General features: G+C 71.0%; 19 protein-coding genes. 16 read left to right on the top strand and 3 right to left on the bottom strand.

Annotated elements, in window-relative coordinates; translation table 11 throughout:
* Positions 1-40: 40 nt before the first annotated feature.
* The 7 genes from ehuB to ACQP2O_RS37205 all read left to right on the top strand — a co-directional run bounded on the left by ehuB (position 41) and on the right by ACQP2O_RS37205 (position 6,876).
* On the top strand, positions 41-928 hold the full coding sequence (gene ehuB, locus ACQP2O_RS37235; protein ID WP_433173506.1) for an ectoine/hydroxyectoine ABC transporter substrate-binding protein EhuB: 888 nt from the start codon (positions 41-43) through the stop codon (positions 926-928).
* A gap of 4 nt (positions 929-932) precedes the next feature.
* Positions 933-1,643 carry an ectoine/hydroxyectoine ABC transporter permease subunit EhuC gene (gene ehuC, locus ACQP2O_RS37230; protein WP_433173504.1) on the top strand — a complete coding sequence of 237 codons (711 nt, stop codon included), beginning with the start codon at positions 933-935 and terminating at the stop codon, positions 1,641-1,643.
* Entirely contained in the window at positions 1,640-2,293 is a 654-nt protein-coding gene (gene ehuD / locus ACQP2O_RS37225) for an ectoine/hydroxyectoine ABC transporter permease subunit EhuD (RefSeq protein WP_433173503.1), read from the top strand. Before ehuC ends, ehuD begins: the two co-directional genes overlap by 4 nt.
* On the top strand, positions 2,280-3,095 hold the full coding sequence (gene ehuA / locus ACQP2O_RS37220; RefSeq protein WP_433173501.1) for an ectoine/hydroxyectoine ABC transporter ATP-binding protein EhuA: 816 nt from the start codon (positions 2,280-2,282) through the stop codon (positions 3,093-3,095). Before ehuD ends, ehuA begins: the two co-directional genes overlap by 14 nt.
* A 336-nt stretch (positions 3,096-3,431) precedes the next feature.
* Entirely contained in the window at positions 3,432-4,439 is a 1,008-nt protein-coding gene (locus ACQP2O_RS37215) for a Gfo/Idh/MocA family protein (protein WP_433173500.1), read from the top strand.
* Positions 4,436-5,311: a TIM barrel protein gene (locus ACQP2O_RS37210; protein ID WP_433173499.1), complete on the top strand. Its 876-nt coding sequence runs from the start codon at positions 4,436-4,438 to the stop codon at positions 5,309-5,311. The genes ACQP2O_RS37215 and ACQP2O_RS37210 overlap by 4 nt, the downstream gene beginning before the upstream one ends.
* Before the next feature lie 206 nt (positions 5,312-5,517).
* On the top strand, positions 5,518-6,876 hold the full coding sequence (locus ACQP2O_RS37205) for a hypothetical protein (RefSeq protein WP_433173497.1): 1,359 nt from the start codon (positions 5,518-5,520) through the stop codon (positions 6,874-6,876).
* A gap of 43 nt (positions 6,877-6,919) precedes the next feature.
* Here the strand turns inward: ACQP2O_RS37205 and ACQP2O_RS37200 are convergent, their stop codons facing one another.
* Positions 6,920-8,626, bottom strand: coding sequence for an NAD-binding protein (locus ACQP2O_RS37200; protein ID WP_433173496.1), 1,707 nt, complete (start codon positions 8,624-8,626; stop codon positions 6,920-6,922).
* 151 nt (positions 8,627-8,777) lie between these two features.
* On the opposite strand from ACQP2O_RS37200, the gene ACQP2O_RS37195 reads away from it, so the two are divergent.
* On the top strand, positions 8,778-9,527 hold the full coding sequence (locus tag ACQP2O_RS37195) for a hypothetical protein (protein WP_433173495.1): 750 nt from the start codon (positions 8,778-8,780) through the stop codon (positions 9,525-9,527).
* Here the strand turns inward: ACQP2O_RS37195 and ACQP2O_RS37190 are convergent.
* Entirely contained in the window at positions 9,524-10,438 is a 915-nt protein-coding gene (locus tag ACQP2O_RS37190) for a TIGR03621 family F420-dependent LLM class oxidoreductase (protein WP_433173494.1), read from the bottom strand. The two genes, ACQP2O_RS37195 and ACQP2O_RS37190, sit on opposite strands and share 4 nt — an antisense overlap.
* 155 nt (positions 10,439-10,593) lie before the next feature.
* Here ACQP2O_RS37190 and ACQP2O_RS37185 point away from each other — a divergent pair, with 155 nt between their 5' ends.
* The 7 genes from ACQP2O_RS37185 to mgtA all read left to right on the top strand — a co-directional run bounded on the left by ACQP2O_RS37185 (position 10,594) and on the right by mgtA (position 18,801).
* Positions 10,594-11,367 (top strand): phytanoyl-CoA dioxygenase family protein, encoded by a 774-nt coding sequence (locus ACQP2O_RS37185; RefSeq protein ID WP_433173492.1) that lies wholly within the window; start codon positions 10,594-10,596, stop codon positions 11,365-11,367.
* Positions 11,368-11,429: 62 nt separating this feature from the next.
* Positions 11,430-12,398, top strand: a complete 969-nt coding sequence (locus ACQP2O_RS37180; RefSeq protein WP_433173490.1) for a phosphotriesterase family protein — start codon at positions 11,430-11,432, stop codon at positions 12,396-12,398.
* Positions 12,395-13,624 carry a cytochrome P450 gene (locus ACQP2O_RS37175; protein WP_433173488.1) on the top strand — a complete coding sequence of 410 codons (1,230 nt, stop codon included), beginning with the start codon at positions 12,395-12,397 and terminating at the stop codon, positions 13,622-13,624. Before ACQP2O_RS37180 ends, ACQP2O_RS37175 begins: the two co-directional genes overlap by 4 nt.
* On the top strand, positions 13,618-14,424 hold the full coding sequence (locus tag ACQP2O_RS37170) for an SDR family NAD(P)-dependent oxidoreductase (protein ID WP_433173486.1): 807 nt from the start codon (positions 13,618-13,620) through the stop codon (positions 14,422-14,424). Before ACQP2O_RS37175 ends, ACQP2O_RS37170 begins: the two co-directional genes overlap by 7 nt.
* Before the next feature lie 299 nt (positions 14,425-14,723).
* Entirely contained in the window at positions 14,724-15,494 is a 771-nt protein-coding gene (locus tag ACQP2O_RS37165; protein WP_433173484.1) for a sulfite exporter TauE/SafE family protein, read from the top strand.
* A 243-nt stretch (positions 15,495-15,737) separates the two neighbouring features.
* Complete coding sequence (locus ACQP2O_RS37160) at positions 15,738-16,091, top strand: ArsR/SmtB family transcription factor (RefSeq protein ID WP_433173482.1); 354 nt, start codon at positions 15,738-15,740, stop codon at positions 16,089-16,091.
* On the top strand, positions 16,075-18,801 hold the full coding sequence (mgtA, locus tag ACQP2O_RS37155; RefSeq protein ID WP_433173479.1) for a magnesium-translocating P-type ATPase: 2,727 nt from the start codon (positions 16,075-16,077) through the stop codon (positions 18,799-18,801). Before ACQP2O_RS37160 ends, mgtA begins: the two co-directional genes overlap by 17 nt.
* Here the strand turns inward: mgtA and ACQP2O_RS37150 are convergent.
* The gene (locus ACQP2O_RS37150) at positions 18,789-20,843 is read right to left on the bottom strand and encodes a hypothetical protein (RefSeq protein ID WP_433173477.1); all 2,055 of its coding nucleotides are present in this window, start codon (positions 20,841-20,843) and stop codon (positions 18,789-18,791) included. The two genes, mgtA and ACQP2O_RS37150, sit on opposite strands and share 13 nt — an antisense overlap.
* Before the next feature lie 345 nt (positions 20,844-21,188).
* Between ACQP2O_RS37150 and ACQP2O_RS37145 the strand changes: the two genes are divergently transcribed.
* Positions 21,189-22,157 carry a cytochrome c oxidase assembly protein gene (locus ACQP2O_RS37145; protein ID WP_433173475.1) on the top strand — a complete coding sequence of 323 codons (969 nt, stop codon included), beginning with the start codon at positions 21,189-21,191 and terminating at the stop codon, positions 22,155-22,157.
* The last annotated feature ends 62 nt before the right edge of the window (positions 22,158-22,219 follow it).

The raw sequence follows: 22,219 nt of genomic DNA, 5'->3' as shown, positions 1-22,219 counted from the left end.
CCGGCGGCCGCTGCAGCCCCAAATACTGGAGATGCCCCCCATGACCTCATCACGACGCGACTTCATCCGCAGTGCCGCGCTGCTCGCGGGCGCCGTCCCCCTCGCGGCCGCCTGCTCCACCACCGACCCGACCAAGGAGCGCTCGGGCGGCGGCACCCTGGCACGTGCCAAGCAGCAGGGCTACATCCAGGTCGGCTTCGCGAACGAGTCGCCCTACGGCTACACCGACACGAGCGGCAAACTGACCGGGGAGGCCCCCGAGCTGGCCCGGGTCGTCTTCAAGGAGCTCGGCATCAACGAGGTCAAGGGCGTCCAGCTCGACTTCGCCGGCCTCATCGGCGGGCTGCAGGCCCGCCGCTTCGACGTCATCGCCGCGGGGATGTTCGTCACGCCGGAGCGGTGCGCGCAGGTCGCCTTCGCCGACCCGGACTACATCGCGACGACCGGGTTCATGGTGCCCAAGGGCAACCCCAAGGGGATCCTGAAGTTCGAGGACGCCGCGAAGAAGAACGTCAAGCTCGGCGTGCTCACCGGCGCCGTCGAGGGCGACTACGCCACGAAGCTCGGGGTGAAGAAGGACAACGTCAAGACGTTCGCCGACCAGCCGAGCGCCTTCGAAGGGCTCAAGGCCGGCCGGATCGACGCGATCGCCCTCACCCGGATCTCCCTCGTCGACACGCTGAAGAAGCACAGCGGCGCGCCGTACGAGGTCACTCCGTCGTTCATTCCGCAGATCGGCGGCAAGCCGCAGTACGGCGCCGGCGCGTTCGCGTTCCGCAAGGCGGACAGCGACCTGCTCTCCGCGTTCAACGGCAAGCTCACCGAACTGAAGCAGAACGGCCGACTGCTGGGCATCATCCAGCCGTTCGGGTTCAGCAAGGCCGAGCTGCCGGGGTCGCACACCGCCGCCGAACTGTGCAAGGGCTGATCTGGTGTCGCAGATTCTGCACGCCTACCCGCTCCTGCTCAGGGGTGCCTGGATCACGGTGCAGCTCACCGTGTACAGCGCGGTGGTCGCGCTCGTGCTCGCCATGGTCTTCGGGGTCACCGGTGCCGTGGGCGGCCGGGTGGCCAGGGCGATCGCCCGGGTGTACGTCGAGTTCTTCCGCGGCTCGGCCACGCTCGTCCTGATGTTCTGGCTGTTCTACGCGCTGCCCCTGGTCGGGTTCCGGTTCCAGCCAATGGTCGCGGGCGTGATCGCCCTGTCGCTCAACTACGGCGCGTACGGTGCGGAGGTCGTGCGCGGCGCCGTCAGGGCGGTGCCCACCGCGCAGTACGAGGCGACGGTCGCGCTGAACATGCCGACGTACCAGCGGATCCGCCGGGTCATCCTGCCGCAGGCGGTCGCGCTGATGCTGCCGCCGTTCGGGAACCTGCTGATCGAGCTGCTCAAGGCGACGGCCGTGGTTTCGCTGATCTCGATCGCGGACCTCACCTTCCGGGCGCAGCAGCTGCGCGCGGCCACCGGCCAGACGGCATGGGCGTTCGCGGCCGTCCTGGTGCTGTACTTCGTGATGGCGCAGATCCTCCAGCTGCTCGTCCGCTACCTGGAGCGGCGTACCGCCCGGATGCTCGGCCGCCGGCCGCCGCGGAAGGCCGTGGCGGCGGTTCCGGTCGTGACCGGAACGGGGGCGGCCCAATGATCTGGGACTGGAACTTCGCCGGCAAGATCCTGCCCGACCTGCTGAAAGGGCTGCGGGTCACCGTCGAGGCCACGCTTCTGGCCTACGTGCTCGCGCTGGTCCTCGGCCTGGTCTGGGCGGTGCTGCGGCGTTCGGGCGGCCCGGTCGTGGGCCAGATCGTCCGGTGGATCGTAGAGTTCGTGCGCAGCACGCCGCTGCTCGTGCAGCTGTTCTTCCTCTTCTACGTGCTGCCGGGCGCCGGAGTGAAGTTCAGCGCGTTCGTCACCGGCGTCATCGGCCTGGGGTTGCACTACTCGACGTACACCTCCGAGGTGTACCGCGCGGGGATCGACGACGTGCCCCGTGGCCAGTGGGAGGCGGCCACCGCGCTGAACCTGCCGCGCCACCGCGTGTGGTTCGGCGTCGTGCTGCCCCAGGCGATCCGCAGGGTCATCCCGACCCTGGGCAACTATGTGATCGCCATGTTCAAGGACTCGCCGCTGCTGCTGGCGATCACGGTGCCGGAGATGCTCGGCGCGGCGTACTCCGTCGGGACCCACTACTTTCGCTACCTGGAGCCGATCACGATCGCGGGGCTGCTCTTCGTGATCGTCAGCGTCCTGGCATCCATCCTCACCCGACGCCTGGAGAGGCGCTATGGCAACAACTGACTCCACTCCCGACGCCGCGCTGCCGCAGAACGACGCGCGCGGCATCCGCTTCGAGAAGGTCGTGAAGCGGTTCGGCGACAACGTCGTCCTCCGCGAGCTGAACTTCGCCGTCGACCCCGGCGAGCGGGTCACGCTCATCGGCCCGAGCGGGTCGGGCAAGACGACGATCCTGCGCCTGCTCATGACCCTGGAGCGGGTCGACGACGGCGTCATCTGGCTCAATGGCGACTCGCTGTCGCACATGGAGCGCGGCGGCCGGCTGGTGCCCGCCGACGAGAAGCACCTGCGCCGCCTCCGTTCCGAGATCGGCATGGTGTTCCAGCAGTTCAACCTGTTCCCGAACATGTCGGTGCTGCGCAACGTGACCGAGGCGCCGATGCACGTTCTCCGGATGTCGAAAAGCGAGGCCACCGAGCGGGCCGGCGAGCTGCTGGAGATGGTCGGCCTGGCGGACAAGGCCGACGCCCATCCGTCGCAGCTGTCGGGCGGGCAGCAACAGCGCGTCGCCATCGCCCGCGCGCTCGCCATGCGGCCGAAGGTGCTGCTGCTCGACGAGGTGACCTCGGCGCTGGACCCGGAGCTGGTCGGCGAGGTCCTCGACGTCCTGCGGCAGATCGCCGAGACGACGGACATCACGATGCTCTGCGTCACGCACGAGATGCGGTTCGCCCGTGACGTCTCCAACCGGGTGCTCGTGTTCGACAAGGGGCAGATCGTCGAGGAGGGGACCCCCGAGAAGATCTTCACCGATCCGGATCATCCCCGTACACAGGAGTTCCTGCGCGCGGTCATCGACCAGTAGGAGTCCGCGGCGCCGCCGTGCACCGGCGCGGCGGACCCGGAGGGCGAGGTGATCCTCGCGCCGCACCGCAGGGCGGTGCGGCGCGTCGGCGTGTCACCGCGTAGCGGCGGTCGTTCGCGGCCGCCACCGGTGGGGCGCGTATGCCCGAGACCGGTCACGTGATGGACGGGTCTTGCGGTGCGGCCTAGGTTGGTATTACCTCTTAATGTCATGACAACCGCGTCCTGATTATGGAGCGTTCCAACGGCACTACCAGGCCCTCGAGGCATTGGATGCCGTACCGCTTCGTCGGCTTCGCGAGCGTCCAACACGACATCCGCCCACCGGGAGGACTCTATGAGAATCGGGCTCGCCGGGGCAGGCCGCATCGGTTCCCGGCATGCTGAGACCCTTCGCGCGCTGCCCTCCGTCGAATCCTTCGTGGTGGCCGATCCGGACGCCGGTCGGGCGCACCGGATCGCCGAGGAGTACGGAGGGCTCGTCGCCGACTCGGTCGACGCGCTCTTCGACGCCGGGCTGGACGGCCTGGTGGTCGCCGCCGCGACGGACGCGCACGCCGAGCTCGTGACCCGCGCCGCGCGGGCGGGCCTGCCGACCTTCTGCGAGAAGCCCCTTGCCAACGACAACATTGGAACGCTCCAAGTCGTTCAGGCGGTTCGCGCCACCGGAACCCCCGTCCACGTCGGCTTCCAGCGGCGGTTCGACGCCGGCCACGTCGCGCTCCGGGAGGCCATCGCCGCGGGCCGCCTCGGCCGACTCCACACCGTACGGTCCTGCACGCTCGACCCCGCCCCGCCGCCCGCCGCCTACGTCCGGGTCTCCGGCGGAATCTTCCGCGACTGCGCGGTGCACGACATCGACGCCGTCCGGTTCGTCACCGGGCGGCAGGTCGTCGAGGTGACGGCGTCCGGAGCGAACAAGGGGGAGGACTACTTCGCGGAGAGCGGCGACGTGGACACCTGCGCCGCCCTCCTCACCCTCGACGACGGCACCCTCGCCATCATCTCCGAGACCCGCTACAACGGGGCCGGGTACGACGTCCGCTTCGAAGCGCTGGGGTCCAAGGACAGCCTCGCCGCGGGCTTCGGTGAGCAGACGCCGCTGACCGCGGTGGACGGCGGGTCGGCGGCCGGAGCGCTCGGCGCCCTGCCGTGCCAGGGCTTCCTGGAGCGCTTCGGGCCGGCGTACGAGGCCGAACTCGCGGCCTTCGCCCGGGTCGTCGCGGGACAGGCCGACAGCCCGTGCCCGCCGGAGGAGGCACTGGAGGGGTTCTACGTCGCTGAGGCGTGCGACCGGTCCCGCCGGGAGCGGCGCACCGTGACGATCGAGGAGGTCCGGCAGTGAGGATCGCGGGTGCGCCCATCTCCTGGGGCGTGTGCGAGGTACCGGGATGGGGCCACCAGATGGCCCCGGACCGGGTGCTGGCCGAGATGCGCGACACGGGCCTGGTCGCCACCGAGTTCGGCCCGGACGGGTTCCTGCCGACCGATCCCGCCGAGCGCGAGGCGCTGCTGGCGTCGTACGGGCTGGCGTCGGTCGGCGGCTTCGTGCCCGTGGTCCTGCACGAGCCCGCGTACGACCCGCTGCCGGAGGTCGAGCGGGCGCTGCGCGGGTTCGGCGACGCGCGGATGCTCGTCCTGGCGGCCGCGACCGGCCAGGACGGGTACGACGAACGCCCCGTGCTGACCGCCGAGAACTGGACGACGCTGCTGGCCAACCTCGACCGGATCGCCGCGTACGCCGCCGACGGCGGGCGCCGTACCGTCCTGCACCCGCACGTCGGCACGATCGTCGAACGGCTGGACGAGGTCGACCGGGTCCTGGCCGGCTCGGAGGTCCCGCTCTGCCTGGACACCGGCCACCTGCTCATCGGCGGCACCGATCCCCTCGAACTGGCGCGTACGGCGGCGGCGCGCATCGCGCACGTGCACCTCAAGGACGTCGACGCGAGCGCCGCCGACCGCGTCCGCGCGGGGGAGACCACCTACACCGAGGCCGTACGCGACGGGCTCTACCGTCCGCTCGGCGCGGGCGACGTCGACACGGCCGGGATCGTGGCGGCGCTCGACCGGGCCGGGTACGACGGCTGGTACGTCCTCGAGCAGGACACGATCCTGCGTGCCGAGCCGGCCGCGGGCGGCGGCCCGGTCGACGACGTCCGACGGAGCGTCGCCTTCCTCAACGGGCTGAAAAGCGTTGCCGACGTGCAACGTTAAGCCGCCGATCTACGGGGAATGATCGCCCGCGTCAGGATGGGCAAGCCTCTCCCCCCGGCCCATGTCCGAGATCGGTCGCGGGGGTACGTGCGGTGTTCACTGGGTTCGTCGGTTCTGGGTCCGGGCGTTCAGGCCGTAGGGGCTCGCCTCCAGGCCGGTCACGCCGGCCGTCTCCCGGGTGCCGCTGGGCGGGTGTCGTCGCGGTGGTGGCGCTCGGCGCCGCCGGCTGCTCCGACGACTCCCCCGCGCATCGCGGGGCGACCTCCTCCCAGACGGCCCTGAAACCCGTCGCGGTCGAGGTGCAGGAGGCCGTCGCCCGGGTGTGGCCGGACGCCCAGCAGATCTGGCCCGGGACCGTGCTCAAGGACCGGCGGATCATCCTCGGCGACCGCGGCCGGGCGCGGCTGATCAGCGTGGACGGCGTGTCGGACCTGAGCCCGGCGGAGCTGGCGAAGAAGAAGATCGCCATTCCGCACAGCGGCTCGTCCTATGTCACCTGGGACGGGCACCCGGCCGTCGTCATGAACGTCGCCGACCCGTCGTACAAATCGGACGCCGAGATGGCGGGACAGAGTCTGTCCACCACGCTCTTCTCCGCCGCGACGGACGAGCTGTACCACGCCACGGAGCAGAAGTGGAAGGTCCTGAAGAAGGGCAGCGAGCAGCGCGGCACGGAGTACCCGCTCGCCGTCACGCCCCGGCTGTACCGCGCCATGCTCTACAACGACCTGGTCGCGGCCTACCGCGATCCCAGGCAGCGGAACCGGTGGCTCGCCGGGGCGGCGTACTGGCGGTCGAAGTGGCAGAAGGAGTTCCCGGACGAGGCCAAGCGCGCCACCGCGCTCGACATCGGCGAGGGGGCGGCCGGCTACTTCGACGCGGTCGCCACGGCGATGGCGTCGGGCGCCAAGCGGGGCGACCAGGCGGAGATCCGCAAGAGGTCCCAGTTCCGGCCGCTGGACCAGGCGATCGATCCCGGGCAGGTGACCCTCGACGGGGAGAGCACCTCGCTCGGCGGGATCGCCGGCCTGCTCCTGGACGAGACGCGCAAGGGCTGGAAGCCGGAGATCACCCGGTCCCGCCAGACGCCCGTCGACCTGCTGCTCGCGGGCGTCACCCCGCAGGCCGAGTCGCCGTCGGATCCGCTTCGCCGGTCCATCCAGGACATCCTCAGTAAGTTGAACACCGACCTGATCCCACGGCTGAACCCGCTGGTCAGCGCCTACCGCGACAAGGCGCGCCCGCTGCTGCTCATCCCGATGAGCGCGTCCGAAGGCGACCTGGACGCCGGTGGGTACTACGTCGCCCACGGCGTCCCGTACGCGATCCTGGCCCGGCTCAACGGGACCTTCCGGCTCTCCAGCGGCACGATCGAGGCGAAGGAGGCGTCCGTGCTCGCGGGCCTGATCGGCGGCCATCCGTACCTGATCGTTCCCATCGGCGGGGCCGGTGTGAAGAGCACGGTGGCGTCGAACCGCGTCCAGCTGAGCAGCGGGACCCTGACCGGATCCTCGCAGGTCGCGGCCCGCCGGACGGGCGGTCGTGAGGAGTACGTCGCCCGCTGACCGCCGCGGCTTCGCCTGCCCGCTGACCGCTGCGGCCGGACGGTCAGCGCGGCGGTGGGGGCGAGTGTGAATCGGACGTGCCGGTCGTCCGGGTGCGGATGTGGCCGATGCCGGACCGGGTGGCCAGCACGACCAGCCGGTCGCCCGGGATCAGCAGGTAGCCGTCTTGCAGGTCCCAGTCGAAGCGGGGCCGGCCACGGCGCCCGAGCGCCAGCACCCGGGCCTCTCCGGGGAGATTCGCCTCACGCAGCGGCCGTCCGTCGAGCTCGGAGCCCGCGCCGATCGGCATGTCGGCGATCAGCATCACGCTGCGGCCGACCGGGATCGTCCCGATGACCTGGCGTTCCATCATGGCCGCGGCGAAGGCCGGGGCGGCGAGGAAGGACACGCTGCGCGACACCGGGATCTTGAAGTTGCGGTGGACGCGACCCGCCAGATCGTCGTCGAACAGCCGGAGCACCACCCGGACGTTGTCGCGCAGCGCCCGGGAGCTCAGCCCGGCCTCGAGGTTGGTGATGTCGTCGCTCGTGACGGTGACGACGGAACGACAGGTGCCGACCCACGCCGTCCGCAGGGTCTCCTCCCGGGTGGCGTCGCCGAAGATGATCGGCAGCCCCAGGCGGCGGGCGAGCGGCACTCCGACGGCGTCCTCGTTCCATTCGACGCAGACCACCTGGACACCGAGGTCGTGGAGCTGTGAGACCACCCGGAGACCGACCTCGCCGAGGCCGACCACCACGACGTGCCCGGTGATCGGATCGCGTAGCCGTTCGAGCGGCCCGGCGAGCCGGGCCCGGACCAGCGCGTCGACGACCGCGGCGGTGATCGCGGGCACCAGCGCGAGGCTGGCGAGCGTGACGATCACCTGGGTCACCTTGGCGGGCGCGCTGAGCGTCGGATCGGGGTTGGCCGCTCCGGCGATGTCGAGCAGGACGAGGTACAGCGAGTAGGTGAAGCCGTGCCCGTCTCCGAGGCTGAGCGCGGCGCTGCCCACGACGATCAGCGCGAGGAGCGCCACGACCACCTGGAGGAGCCGGCGGTTGAAGATCAACCGCATGGTCCGGGCGAACGTCGTCTCCGGCCGGTAGTCGACGGGAGGGCCGGCGAGGGACGTCCGCGACGTGCCGTCGGCGACCGCGAGCACCAGGTTGGCCCGGTCCTGGTCCACCGGCAGCAGGCGGGGGAGCCCGTCCGGGCGGCGGGTGTCGGCGAGCCCGCAGATGAGGTTGCGGACCCGGTCGCTGCGGTGGGCGACGTAGAGGGTGCGGCCCGCTACGCGGACGTGGCTGGGCGGCAGGTCGCCGAGGGCGGCGGCCACGAACGACGGCGCGGCGACCGCGCCGTCCGACAGCACGGCGCAGTCGCTGAACAGTGTGCGGATGCGGTTGCCCAGCCCGGTGTTGGACATCCGGATGACCAGCCGGATGTCGGGATTGAGCTCCTGAACGCGCAGCGCGGCGTGGATGTTGCCGACCTCGCTGTTGCTGACGAGGGCGACGGCGCGCGCCGACTCGACGTGCACGGCCCGGAACGTCTCGTCGTCCAGCTCCGCCGCCTCGTGCACCCGCACGCGCGGCAGTCCCGTGATCTTGGGTCCGTGGTTGCGTCTCTTGGACGGCACGATGACGGTGACGTCCTGGAGATAACGCGTCGACAGCTCGTCGGCGAGCCGGTAGGCGAGCGGCGTGTCACCACAGATGATGAGGCGGCCGCGGAGGGGGCTCCGAAGGCGGGGGACGACGGTCGGCACGCGGTGATCGTAACGTTCCAGACTCCGACGCTGTGTGTCCGGGCGCACGCAGTGCGGCGCGAGCGGATCCGGCGGGGCGGCGGGGTTGCCCGTCTCGGGTTCGTTCTCTAGGGTCCCAAGCAAGCGCTTGTGATGATGATGGGAGCGGCGCGTGCGGCGAGGCATCTGTCTGCTCGAAGAGGTCGAGTTCCACCCGATGAACTCGCGGAGGCCGCTGGAGTACCTCAAGTGGCTCACCGCCTACAAGAAGGAGGACGAGGCGCTCGAACCCGGGCGGCACGTGCTCACCAAGGGCGAGTCGATCCGCTCCCACGACATCGACCTGGTCGGCGCCTTCTACGCGGTCGGCATCACCGGGCACCCGCAGTTCAAGGTCGTCACCCTGTGGGACTGCCACGGTGGCTGGGACGGCGGCTGGCGGCAGATGCTGGAGATCTACACCGGCGTCAAGGAGAACCTCTTCCTGTCCACCATCGACGACCTACGCTTTACCGCGTTCTCCCGGCCGCTGGGCGCCGCGCCCGGCGGCCCCGCGCTCGCCGACGCGACGGGAGCGGAGTTCTTCGTCCTGGAGAGCGCCCGCGTCCGCCCCGGCGCGGCCCTCGACTACCTGGCGGCGGTCCGGGAGGAGCGCGTCCCCCTGCTCGCCGACCACGGCCACCGCCCCGTCGGCCTGTACGAGGTGCTGCTCTGCGACACGGAGGTCGTCACCGTCTGGGCGACCGACCTCGACTCCCACCTCGCGCTGCAGCGCTCGTACGACGCCGCGCTCGGCCTGGACGACGAGATCGACGCCGACGAACGCCTGCTCGCCTGGCGCAAGCGCGCCCGCGAGTTCCTCGACGGCACCTGGCGCGAGACCCTCCTGTCCCCGTACCCCGGCTCCCGCCTCGCGCTCTAGACACCGGCCAGGCGGTTCACGACGGGGGTGAACGCGTCGAGGTCCGCCTCGTTGTGCAGGACGTAGTAGGAGAGGCCGAGGTCGTCGCGCCACCGGTGGAGGGCGTCGCAGACGGCGGTGAGCTCCCCGGCGAGCACCTGGGGGGTTCCGGCCTGGGCGGAGGGGTTCGCGGCGCTCCACGCTTCGGGCTTCCGCCCCAGGCCGATCCGCAGCACGGACGTCCCGAGCTCGATCGCGTCGAACCGCGAACCCGCGGCGTCCCGGACGATGTCGACCTTCCGGCGGAAGGCCTCCGGGCCGCCGTCGGCGGTGTCGGGGCCGGAGCCGTCCGCCCGTACGCGCATGGTGAGGTTGACGACGTCGGCCTCGCGGGCGGCCAGGCGCAGCATCCGGGGTCCGCCGCCGCCGAGGACCAGCGGGGGATGCGGGCGCTGGACGGGGAGCGGCAGCTGCTCGAGCCCGCCGATCGTGTAGTGCTCGCCGCCGAACGAGAACGGGCCGCCCTGCCAGAGGCCCTTCAGCACGTGGATCGCCTCGGCCAGGCGCGTGATGCGGGCGCCGGGAGGGTCGAGCGGCAGGCCGGCGCTCTCGTAGTCCCGGGCCATCCACCCGGTGCCCAGGCCGAGCTCGAGCCGGCCGTCGGACAGCAGGTCGAGCGTTGCCGCCTCCTTGGCCAGGACGGCCGGGTGCCGGAAGTCATTGGCGAACACCATCGTGCCGACCCGCAGCCGGGTGGTCGCGCACGCGGCGGCGGTCAGCGCGGCGATCGGCGCGAACCTGGGGCCGACGAGGTGGTCGGGGACGAGCAGGACGTCGAAGCCGGAGTCCTCCAGCCTGCGGGCCTTGGCGGCCCATGCGGCGGCCGAGTCCGCGTCGCGGATGACGGCGCCGAAACGGAAAGGTCGCTTCACCACTGCAGGTTATACCAAGCGCTTGCTCGCCATAGCGAGAGCGTCTATGGTCGCCGCAGGACGACGTTCCGGCGCCTGTCGGCCCGAGCGGTCGCCGTCCGGCGGCCACTCGGGAGGACGGTGCCCGGTGGCGGTGGCGACTCGAGGCGGTGGCGATGGCTGCACCCGTACGGGATGTGACCGAGGAAGAGGCCCGCTTCTTCCGCGAGAACGGCTGGGTGCGGCTGCCCGGCCTGGTCGCCCGGGACTTCGTCGAACGGCTTCGGCGCCGGGCGCTCGACCGGCTCGCGGCCCGCCGCGGGACATCGGGCACCGGCTTCGTCGACCAGGCGTTCGGCCAGGACCGCGACATCGCCGAGCACGACGAGCACTTCGGCGCGCTGGCGACCGCACCGGCCCTCGCCCGCGGCGCGGTGCGCCTGCTGACCGGCGTGGAACGGGTCCGCCTCCAGGTCACCAACCTTCTCGTCAAGGAGCCGGGGGAGCACGGGCAGACCGTCTACCACCAGGACTTCCCCTGGATGCCGATGGACACGTCCGCGATGCTCACGGTGTGGCTGGCGCTGGCCGACGTGCCCGCCGACATGGGGTCCCTGCGGTTCTTCACCGGGTCGCACCGGTACGGCACCCTGGGACGCAGCTTCGTCCGGGAGGGCGACGACGCGCTCACCCGGCACCCCTGGCTACGGGACCTGGAGCTGTCGCCGCCGCTGGACCTCGCGCCCGGCGACGCCACCGTGCACAGCGCGCTGACCATCCACGGCGCGCCGCAGAACCGCCGCGACGCTCCCCGCCTGTCGTTCACCGCGACCTACTTCGACGCCGCCGCCCTGTACACCGGCACGCCGTACGGCCAGACCGACGGGCTCGGCCTGGAGGTCAACCGGCCGTTCGATCATCCGAAGTTCCCTCTGGTCCCGGTGGAGTGACATGAGCAGGGTCAACCGGCCGCTCGATCATCCGAAGTTCCCCCTCGTCCCCGTGGAGTGACATGAGCCCGGTGCAGACGGTGCGCGGCCCGGTCGGCGACCCCGGGGCGACGCTCATGCACGAGCACATCTTCGGGCTGAGCCCGGAGATCCTCTGGAACTGGCCTGACGTCCCCGAAGGCTGGGACCTGGAAGAGCGCGCCCGCGAGGCCGCCGGAAAACTGAACGAGCTGAAGGCCGCCGGCATCGACACGATCGTCGACCTCACCGTGGTCGGCCTCGGCCGGTACGTCCCGGCCGTGCAGCGCGTGGCCGAGCAGACCGACGTCCACATCGTCGCCGCGACCGGCCTGTACACCTACGACGCCCTGCCGCCGTACTTCGGCAACCGCGGGCCGGGCACGCTGTTCGGCGGGCCGGACCGGCTGGCCGAGTTCTTCGTGCGCGACATCACCGACGGCATCGGCCGTACGGGCGTGCGGGCGGGCATGCTCAAGTGCGCCACCGGGCGGCCGGGCATCACGCCCGGCGTGGAGCGGGTCATGCGCGCGGTCGCCGAGGCGCACCGCGCGACGGGCGCGCCGATCACCACGCACAGCGAGTCGGCCACCCGCAACGGGCTCGACCAGCAGAAGCTCCTCGCCGCCGAGGGCGTGGACCTGGACCGCGTGGTCATCGGCCACGCCGGCGACTCCACGGATCTGGCCTACCTCGAGGAGCTCATCGCGAACGGCTCGTACCTCGGCATGGACCGGTTCGGCATCGAGTTCACCTCGTTCGAGGACCGCGTCGCGACGGTCGCCGCGCTGTGCGAGCGCGGGCACGCGGGGCGGATGGTGCTGTCGCACGACTCGTACTGCTTCAACGACCGCTTCGACCCCGACGTCGTACGGCGGCGGCACCCGAACTACCACCTGCTGCACATCTCCCGGGACGTGCTGCCCGCCCTGCACGAGCGCGGCGTCACCGAGGAGCAGATCCACCAGATGCTGGTCGACAACCCCCGGCGCATCCTGGGAGGCGGTTCATGAGCACGCCCGAGACGGCGACGGACTTCGACGTCACCGCCGACTGGCACGTCGCCGACCCGTACCCGTTCCTGACCCGCCTGCGACACGAGCGGCCGGTGTTCTGGAGCGAGCACCTGCGCATGTGGGTCATCACCCGGTACGACGACGTGCGCGACGCGTACCGCGACCACCGGAGGTTCTCCTCCATCGGCTCGCTCACCATCTCCCGTACGCTCACCGACCAGGTCAAGGAGTCGCTCGGCGAGCACCGGTCCTTCCTCGACAACTTCGCCGCGAACGTCGACCCGCCGCAGCACACCCGGATCCGCCGGGCGATCTCCCGGGCGTTCACCCCGCGCGCCGTCGCCCGCCTCGGCGACGCGTTCGCGACGCAGGTCGACGCGGTCCTGGACGCCGTCGAGCCGCGGGGGCACGCCGACCTGGTCGCCGACCTCGCGCATCCGCCGTCGGCCCGGCTGACGGCGGCGTTCATCGGCGTGCCGCCCGAGGACGAGGACCAGGTCAAGCAGTGGGTGTACTCCTGGTTCCAGCTGTTCCTCTCCCCGCAGCCGCCCGCCCGCCAGCGGGAGCTGGCCCAGGACTTCCTCAAGTACCTCGACTACGTCGACCGGCTCGTCACCGAACGCCGCGCGGAGCCCCGCGACGACTTCGCCGGGCTCATGGCGGGCCTCATCGACACCGGCCCGGACGGCCTGTCACACCGCGAGGTCGTCGAGACCATCAGCGCGCTGCTGCTCGGCGGCAACGACACGGTGCCGAACGGCTTCTGCAACGCCGTCCACCGGATGCAACGGGACCGCGAGTCCTGGGAGGCGGTCGTCGCCGGCCCGGAGCTCATCCCCAACATGATCGAGGAGACGCTCCGCATCGACGGCGCCAGCCTCGGCAGCTTCCGCCGCACCACCGAGGACGTCACCCTGCACGGCGTCACGATCCCGGCCGATGCGGAGGTGTTCCTGCACGCCGACTCCGCGAGCCACGACGAGACGGTGTTCCCCGACCCCGAGCGGTTCGACGTCCACCGCGCCAACGCCCGCGACCACATGGTGTTCGGCTACGGCATCCACCACTGCGTCGGCGCGGCCCTCGCCCGCCTCGAACTCCACATCGCCCTCGAACGCCTCACCGCCCGGCTGCCCGGCCTGCGCCTCGCCCCCGACCAGGAGATCGGCTACCGCAAGAGCCTGGTCGGCCGCGGGCTGCCGCGTCTCCTCGTCGAGTGGTGAACGCGGCGAGGTTCACCGGCCGCGTCGCGCTCATCACGGGCGGCGGGTCGGGCATCGGCCGCGCCGTCGCCGTACGCCTCGCGGCCGAGGGCGCATGCGTCGCGGTCGCCGACATCCGGTACGACACCGCGCGAGAGACGGCGGAGCTCCTGCGGCAGGCGGGCGCCACGGCCCTGCCGCTGGCCGCCGACGTCAGCGACGAGGAGGCCGTACGGCGGATGGTCGCCGGCACCGTACGGGAGTTCGGGCGCCTGGACGTGCTGCACAACAACGCCGCGGCCCTCGGCCGCGAGGTCTACGGCCGCGACCTCGACCTCACCCACATGGACATCGAGGTGTGGGACCGCACGCTCGCGGTCAGCCTGCGCGGGGCCATGCTGGGCTGCAAGTACGCCGTGCCGGCGATGCGCGACGGCGGCGCGATCGTCAACACGTCGTCGGTGTCGGGCCTGCTCGGCGACACCGACCACGCGGCGTACGGCTCCGCCAAGGCCGCCCTGACCTCACTCACCCGCTACGTCGCCACGATGTACGGGGCGCGTGGCATCCGCTGCAACGCCGTCGCCCCCGGCCTCGTCCTGACCGACGTCGCCCGCGCCGTGATGACGCCCGAACGCCTCGCGGAGAAGGCCGCCGAGCGCGTCCTGCCCCACGCCGCCGAACCCGCGGACGTCGCGGCCCTGGTCGCCTTCCTCGCCTCCGACGAGGCCCGCCGCATCACCGGCCAGACCATCGTCATCGACGGCGGCACCACCACCCACCGCCCCGAACACGCCATCCGCCAGGCGCGACGGCCATAGGGGGCGACGTGGGTGATCACACACTTACTGAGCCGCTCTGCCGCTGATAAGATCCAGATAGCTCGCGGTTGCGTCTAGGGTTCCGCGACGGCCCCGCCTCAGCAATGACAATCAGGGTGCCGTCGGACTGGACCGAGCGGCGCCAGGGCCGAGGCTCTCGGCCTACACCTGACGGGATAAAAACCCTGAGGGGCTTCCATCCGCCTGCCCACCTCTCGGTGGGCCGGACCGCAGGGAGGCCCTTCCGTGAACTCTGCCACGGCCGTCAATCACACATCCACAGTCCAGGCGGTCCGGTCATGACCGGCCTCGGTGGCGTCGCACTGCTGGGTGCCGCAGGGCTGCTCGCCGGGGTGGTCGGCACCGCGGGCGGCATCACCTCGTTGATCTCCTATCCCGCCCTTCTCGCGGCGGGTCTTCCCGCCCTGTCGGCGAACGTGGCCAACATCGTCGCGGTCGTCGCCTGCTGGCCGGGCTCGGCCCTCGCCTCCCGGCCTGAGCTGGTCGGCCATGGACCATGGCTGCGCCGGTGGGTGCCGCTGTCGGCCCTGGGCGGGGCGGCGGGTTCTCTGCTGCTGCTGTTCACCCCACCGGGCGTCTTCGCCCGCGTCGTACCGTTCCTGGTGGCCATCGGCTCGCTGGCCCTGCTCGCCCAGCCTCGGCTCGCCGCCCGCCACCAGCGGAACCGGAGCGGCCATCCTTCAGAGGCGAGCGGTGTGGTCCTTCCGCTGGGACTGATCGCGATGTCGGTGTACAGCGGCTACTTCGGCGCCGGGTCCGGCGTGATGATCCTCGCCCTCCTCCTGATCACCTCCGAGCCCCGTCTGGCCACCGCCAACGCCCTGAAGAACATGCTCATCGGCGGGGCAGCGCTCATCTCCGCCGCGGCCTTCGCGGTTCTCGGTCCCGTCGACTGGACGGCCGTGGCACCGCTAGGACTGGGCATGTTCGTCGGCTCCACGCTCGGCCCCCGCATCGCACGCCGCCTACCGGCCACTCTGCTGCGCTGGCTGGTGGTCCTGATCGGCCTCGGCCTGGCGTTGCAACTATGGCTCAAACCGAACGGCTGATCACCTCCAAGGGCGGCACGCGGGCGTGAAGCTGGCGGCGATCTGGTCGGCCGATTCCTTCGTGCCCTCGGCCCAACGCGCCGACCGGCATCCGCTGTAACATTTCATACTTGTACAGTGCGACAACTGTTCGCCTGGGGCGTGGAAGGACACGCCTTCCCAGCCTGGGCGTTCCTTGCGTTGGTCTCCTCCGCGGGCCGGCCGCAACGGATCGGTAATGCCGACAACGTGTGGAGGTGAGCGGTGGCGGACACCAGTGCCGGGGCGCCGACGTGCCTGTCACCTGAGTTGCTTCAGGACATGGCAGGCACGTTCGGGTTGCTGTCCGCGACCATGCGGCTGCACATCGTGTGGGTGCTTGCGCAGGGCGACCGCGATGTCGGCACCATCGCCGCGCAGGTGGGCGGTACCGTCCCGACGGTCAGCCATCATCTGGCGAAATTGAAGCTCGCCGGGTTGGTCCGGTCACGCCGGGAAGGGCGTCACCAGGTCTACCTGGTCGATGATCCGCACATCGTGACGATCGTGCGGCAGATGGTCGACCGGATGCGGGATGAGTCCGCGGTTTCAAGGCGCCGTCGTGGCGTGGGCGCCTGATCCGTTCACCGCCGCCGGCGCACCCGCGCCTGGCGGGGCGGACCGGCCGCGCCTGCCGCAGGTGCGCGGCCGGCTGGCGGAATACGCCTCGATGCCGGTGTTGCAGGTACTCCGCCGGCTGGAGAGCGGGCCGCGGGGCCTGACGGAGGAGCAGGCCCAGGCCCGCCTGGTACGCCACGGCGAGAACGTCATCACCGGTTCCGGCGCACCGGGGCGGGCTGCGCGGTTGCTGCGTGCGGCGACGAATCCGTTCGTGCTGATCCTGCTGGCCCTCGGCGGCGTGTCCGCCGTCTTGGGCGCGTTCGGCGCGACGGCGGTGATCAGCGTGATGGTGCTGGTCAGCTGCTGGTTGCAGGTCCGTCAGGAACATCGCTTCGACCGGGTCGCGGCCACCCTGCGGGCGATGGTGAGCACCACGGCCACCGTGGTCCGCCGTGCCCGGGCACAGGCGTCACCGATGGTGCGGGAAATCCCGATCGACCAGCTTGTCCCCGGTGACGTCGTGAACCTGGCGCCCGGCGACATGGTCCCGGCCGACATTCGACTGCTGCGATCGACGGGGCTGTCGGTGGACCAGGCCGTGCTGACCGGCGAATCCCTGCCGGCCGCCAAGCACACCGCCACTGACCAGGCGGCCACGTCAGGTCCCGGGCCGGCAGGTGATCTGGGCGCCTTCGACTGCCCCTGGCTGTGTTTCATGGGCAGCACGGTCGCCACCGGCACCGGCACGGCTGTCGTGGTCGCGACCGGCGCGTCGACCTACTTCGGCGTGATGCATGCCCGGCTGCCGGCGCGGCGCGCCGAGACCGCGTTCGACCGCGGTGTGAAGGGCGTGTCACGCGCGCTGATCGGTTTGATGCTCGTGTGCGCGCCGCTGGTGTTCGTGGTGAATTCGGCCGTGCACGGTCTGCGGTTCGCGGCGCTGTGGTTCGCGATCTCCGTCGCGGTCGGTATGACGCCGGAGATGCTGCCGGTGATGGTCAGTACGGCGCTGGCGAGGGGCGCCAAGGTGAGCGCCCGTCGGAAGGTGATCATCAAACGGCTGCCGGCGCTGCACAACCTCGGTGCGGTCGACGTGCTGTGCGTGGACAAGACCGGCACCCTCACCCACGACCGGATCACGGTCGACTGCCATCTCGACCCCGAGGGCCACCCGGATCCGGAGGTGCTGCGCTGGGCGGCCATCAACAGCGCGTGGGCGGCTCAGGACGACGAAGCGATCCTCGTCAACGAACTCGACGAGGCACTGCTGACCCACGCCGAGCAACGGGATGTCCCCCTCGACGGCTGGACCGGGGTCGATGTGATCCCCTTCGATCCCGCCCGTCGGCGCGGCAGCGTCGTCGTACGGACCGGGCTGGGCACCGAGACACTGATCACCAAGGGCGGGCTCGAGCAGGTCCTGGAGTGCTGTACCCGGTTGCGGACCCGGCACGGCGACACGCCGCTGACCGATGCGAACCGCGACCGGCTGCGTGAGCTCACCGACCGGCACGCCGCTGACGGTGTCCGGGTGCTCGCCGTGGCCGTGGCCGACCAGCCGGTACGAATCGGTGGTTACCGCCCCTCGGATGAGCAGGACCTGACTCTGGTGGGGTTCGTCGGCTTCCGCGACCAGCCACGCCCTTCCGCTGCGGCGGCCATCGCGGCGTTGGCCGACCGCGGCGTCACCGTGAAGGTTCTCACCGGAGACCACCCGCTGGTCGCGGCGCGGATCTGCCGCGACGCGGGTATCGATCCGGGCCGCATCGTGCTCGGCGAGGACATCGCCGGCTGCGATGACGCCGAGTTGCGCGAGCTCGTCGGGCAGACCACGGTGTTCGCGCGCGTCGACCCGGAGCAGAAGGCCCATATCGTCCGTGCGCTGCGGGCAGCCGGCCACACCGTGGGGTTCCTCGGCGACGGCGTCAACGACGCGATGGCACTACGCGACGCGGACGTCGGGATCACCGTCGAGAGCGCCGTCGACATCGCGCGTGAATCCGCTGACGTCGTGCTGCTGAGGGAGAACCTCGATGCCGTGGCGGAGGCGGTCACCGACGGGCGGCGCACGTTCGCGAACATCACGAAGTATCTGGAGATCGCCATCTCCTCGAACTTCGGCAACGTGCTGTCGATGCTGGCGGCCAGTGTCATCCTGCCGTTCCTGCCGATGCTGCCGATGCAGATCCTGGTGCAGAACCTCTGCTTCGACCTGTGCCTGCTTCCACTCGCCTTCGACCATGTCGACCCGCGTACGCTGCGGCGCCCGCGCCGCTTCGAGCCGGCCCGGCTCACCCGGTTCGTCCTGCTGCTCGGGCCGATGAACACGCTCGCCGACCTGACCGCCTTCGCGATCCTGCTGCACACCACCGGCAGCCATCCCACACCGGCTGCCCAGGCGCTGTTCCACACTGGTTGGTTCGTCGAGAACCTGCTCACCCAGGCCGCGGCGGTCCACCTGCTGCGCAGCCCCCGGCTGCCGTCGCTCCGCGACCACGCCGCGCTTCCCGTACTGCTGGGTACTCTCGCCCTCACGGCGATCGCCGTGGCGCTTCCGTACTCTCCCCTCGCACCCGTGCTGCAGATGGCCGCCCTGCCCGCGGCCTGCGTCCTGCTGCTGCTCCTGGTCTTGGTGCTCTACTGCGTGCTGATCAGCGCGGCCAAGGCCCGATGGAACAAGGCCACGTCACTCAGGTCGCACGACGTCGCAAAAGCTCACAGCAGCTGAATCGCGTCATCGGTCTTGTCGCCTGCTCCGGTCCCCGGACTGTCGGCGGGGCTGTCGGCCAGGGCACGGGCGCTGGCGGCGAACGCGAGCGGCACGGCCAGAGTGAGCGCGATCGCCGGCACGGCGATCCCGGAGTCCTCGATCGCAAAGCCGCTCATCGAGGTGACCAGAGTGCCGGTGAGTCCTGCCCGCAGCGCCGGCGCGCGTTCGTAGGCGGCCGTCAGCGGCCCGCCTCCTCCACGGCCGTTCGTACGCAGGAGCACAACGAAGAGGAACAGCACCCCGCCGGCGGTCAGCAAGGTCAGCGGGATGTTGCCCACGGTGTGGAGCATCGCGTGCAGCTTACGGGCGATCACGGGCAGGGCGTCGCCGGCCATGACCTGCCCCGCGAACCTGCCGAGATGGGTGCGCTGCCCGACCGGTCGCAGATAGTCCAGCCAGCAGATGGTGGCGATGGTGGCCACGCCGAGGAGTGCGAAGCCGAGCACCCGCAGCGGCGTGACCCGCTTTCCGGCCACGATGAGCGCGGTCACCGCCGTACCGGGCACCAGCGCGACCGTGCCGCCGAATTTGGCGCCAAGGCCTGGGGACCCGGACAGCACGTCCGCGGCGGCGCCGAGTGCGATGACCGCCACCGTCGCCCAGCCGCGCCGATCGCGGCGCAACAGCAGATGCGCGATCCCCGCGGCGAAGAACAGGGTGCCGGTGGCGAATGTCGCGAACGCGATGTTGCCGAGCCCGTAGTAGCGCCCACCGACCAGCGGCGAGTACCCCATCAGGCTGTTCATCTGCAGCGGGCTGCCCCGCAGCAGATCGACCCCGGCGACCAGGGCGGTGATCCCGGCCACGATCGTGCCGGGCGTCATGACCTCACGGCGCCACGGCCCGCCGAGCGCGATGGCCGTCAGCGCCGCGGCACCGGCGAGGACGCCGGCGAACAGCAACGGCTCCGGCCGGGGCGCCTTCCACCAGGGCACCAGGTTGACGAGATAGGTCGAGGCCGGGATCGCCGCGCCGGCGAGCGCCAGCGTACGGGCGAAAGTCAGCACCCGGCGCCGCCGGGCGCCGCCCGACCCGCGAAGCCCGACCGCGGCCAGCGCGTACACCAGCAACTGGCAGACCACGAACGCGACGAAGAATCCGGACACCGTCCCTCGTACGACCTGCGCCGCACGGTCGTATCCGCGCATCGCCTCGGCCGCACCGCTCACCTCGCCATAGGCCCCGCCGTGGCTCCACGGATCACCCACCACCTGAGCCGGGACACTCAGCCCCGCCGCCGTCAACACCGTGGCGGTGAGGTCGGGCAGGATCGTCAAACCATCGCGCCGGGTCGAGGCCGACCGGAGGTAATGCCCCGGAGCGAACGCGGGTCCACGCGCGATAACGGCGCGCAGGTGCGGGGCATCGGACTCATCGGACAGACCGGCGACGACCACGTTGCCGCCCGGAGGAACGGCCGCGAGCACCCGGCCGATCTCGGCGTCCGCTTGGCGGACCGCCGCGGCCCGCTGCGCCACGGTGACACGGGCGGGCCGGTGCGGGCTCACCCCGGCTCCAAGGTAGGGCCGCACCACATTTTCCAGGTCGACGATGGTGACCCGGTAACGGTCCCAATCGTGGAAGGTCTCCGGAGCGGGCGCGTACGCGTCGAGCCCGCCGGTCGAGTCGGCGGCAGCCAGCGCGCCGCCCGGGCCGATCGCGGCGATGCCGGCCCCGGCTCGGTGCACCGCGTCACCCAGCGAGCCGGCGGCCGCGCGGAAATACGACTTCAGGTTGATCTGCCGGGCATTGGCGGCCATCGGCGCGTAAAAGATGTCACCCCGGCGTACCGGATCGCCAGGGTTCTGCCCACAAGGGATCCGCGGATAGGCCGCGCGTGTTCCGGCCGACAGCGTCAGCCAGCCATCGATCGGGCAGGTCCACGCTCCGACCGTACGGACCGACAGCGACGCTATCGAGCCCTCGTGGGCCATCCTCCACAGCACCGGGCTCCCGGTCGGTGACAGGTCGGCCCACCGCAGCCCTGGAACGCCGATCATGACGACATTCGATGGTCTGGTGGTGTCCGCCTCGGCCGAGGGCACGAGCATGAGCGCCGAGATCAGTATTGCGGCGACGGCAAGGATTCTCCGGGGCAAGCGACGGGGCCTTCCTGGTCATCGACGCTGGAGGATGCGGCTCGGGGGATGCGTTATCGCATTTGAATCGCGATACTTGAAGACTTGCGCAACTGTACAGTACACATCGTCGCCGAAACCCTCACCCGGCGACGGTGCGCCGACCAGATGGCTGTACGCTTGCGCAAATCTACAACTTTCGCGCCGCCGTATCGCGCCCAATCTCGACCTGGGTCGGCCCAGCGCGCCTCGGCAATGGAGAAGGAGATGGCCGTTGAGCCTCTGACCTGGGCTCGTGTGTTCACGACGTGGGTCTTCGCGCCACTGAGCGTGACCGTGATCCTTGTGGCCGCAGCGGCGTACCTGATGGGGGTACGGCGTGTGCGTCGTGTCGGCGAATGGCCCATCGGCCGGACGATGTGGTTCCTGGGCGGCCTGGCCGTGTGGGCGATCTGCGTCTGCTCGTTCATCGGTGCGTACGAGCGGGTCCTTTTCACCGCCCGCGCGGCGCAGGTGGCGCTGGAACTCACCGTGGTACCGCTCTTCCTCGCGCTGGGTGCGCCGGTGACACTGTTGGTCGAGGCGCTGCCGCCACGGCGGGGGGAACGGCTGCGCACGGCGCTGCGCGGCCGTGTGTCCCGGGCGTTGATGTTCCCGGCCGTCTCAACCGTGATGCTCATCGCCCCGCCCTGGCTGCTCTACTTCACGCCCTGGTACGAGTCGACCCTCCGCAGCGGCGTGCTCAACACGCTCCTCCCCGTCACGTTGGTCGCCTTCGGGCTGCTGTACTTCTGGCCGCGCCTGCAACTCGACCCCGTCGGCCGGGAGTACCCCCATCTCGTCAGCATGTTCATCACGTTCGCCGAGGTGATCTTCGACGGCGCGCTTGGGATCATCTTGATGTTCGGGCACCGGTTGATCGCAGAGTCGTACTATGCCGGTCTGCACCGTGCATGGGGACCGTCGCTTCGGCAGGACCAGATCTGGGGCGGCGGCGCGTTGTGGGTGCTGGGCGACATCGCCGGTCTGCCCTTCCTCGCGGCGCTCGGCGTGCGGATGTTCCGCCAGGACCGGCGGGAACAAGCCGAGATCGACCGGCGCCTCGACGCCGAACTCGCCGCGCAACATGCCGCTCGACCGGCCGGTGAGCCGGATCCGGGCCCGGAGATGATGCGGCCCTGGTGGGAGACCGATCCCATTCTGTCCAAGCGGTACGGCCGTGGCCCCCGCGGCTGAGCGGGTTCGGGGAAGCGCTCCTGGGCCTTTGACGCCCGTGCGGAGACGATCACTTGTTCACG

It is taken from the genome of Actinoallomurus sp. CA-150999 (assembly GCF_050942425.1).
GTDB lineage: Bacteria > Actinomycetota > Actinomycetes > Streptosporangiales > Streptosporangiaceae > Actinoallomurus.
Note: the sequence above shows the minus strand (reverse complement) of the source record. Positions and strands in the feature narration are given on the sequence as shown.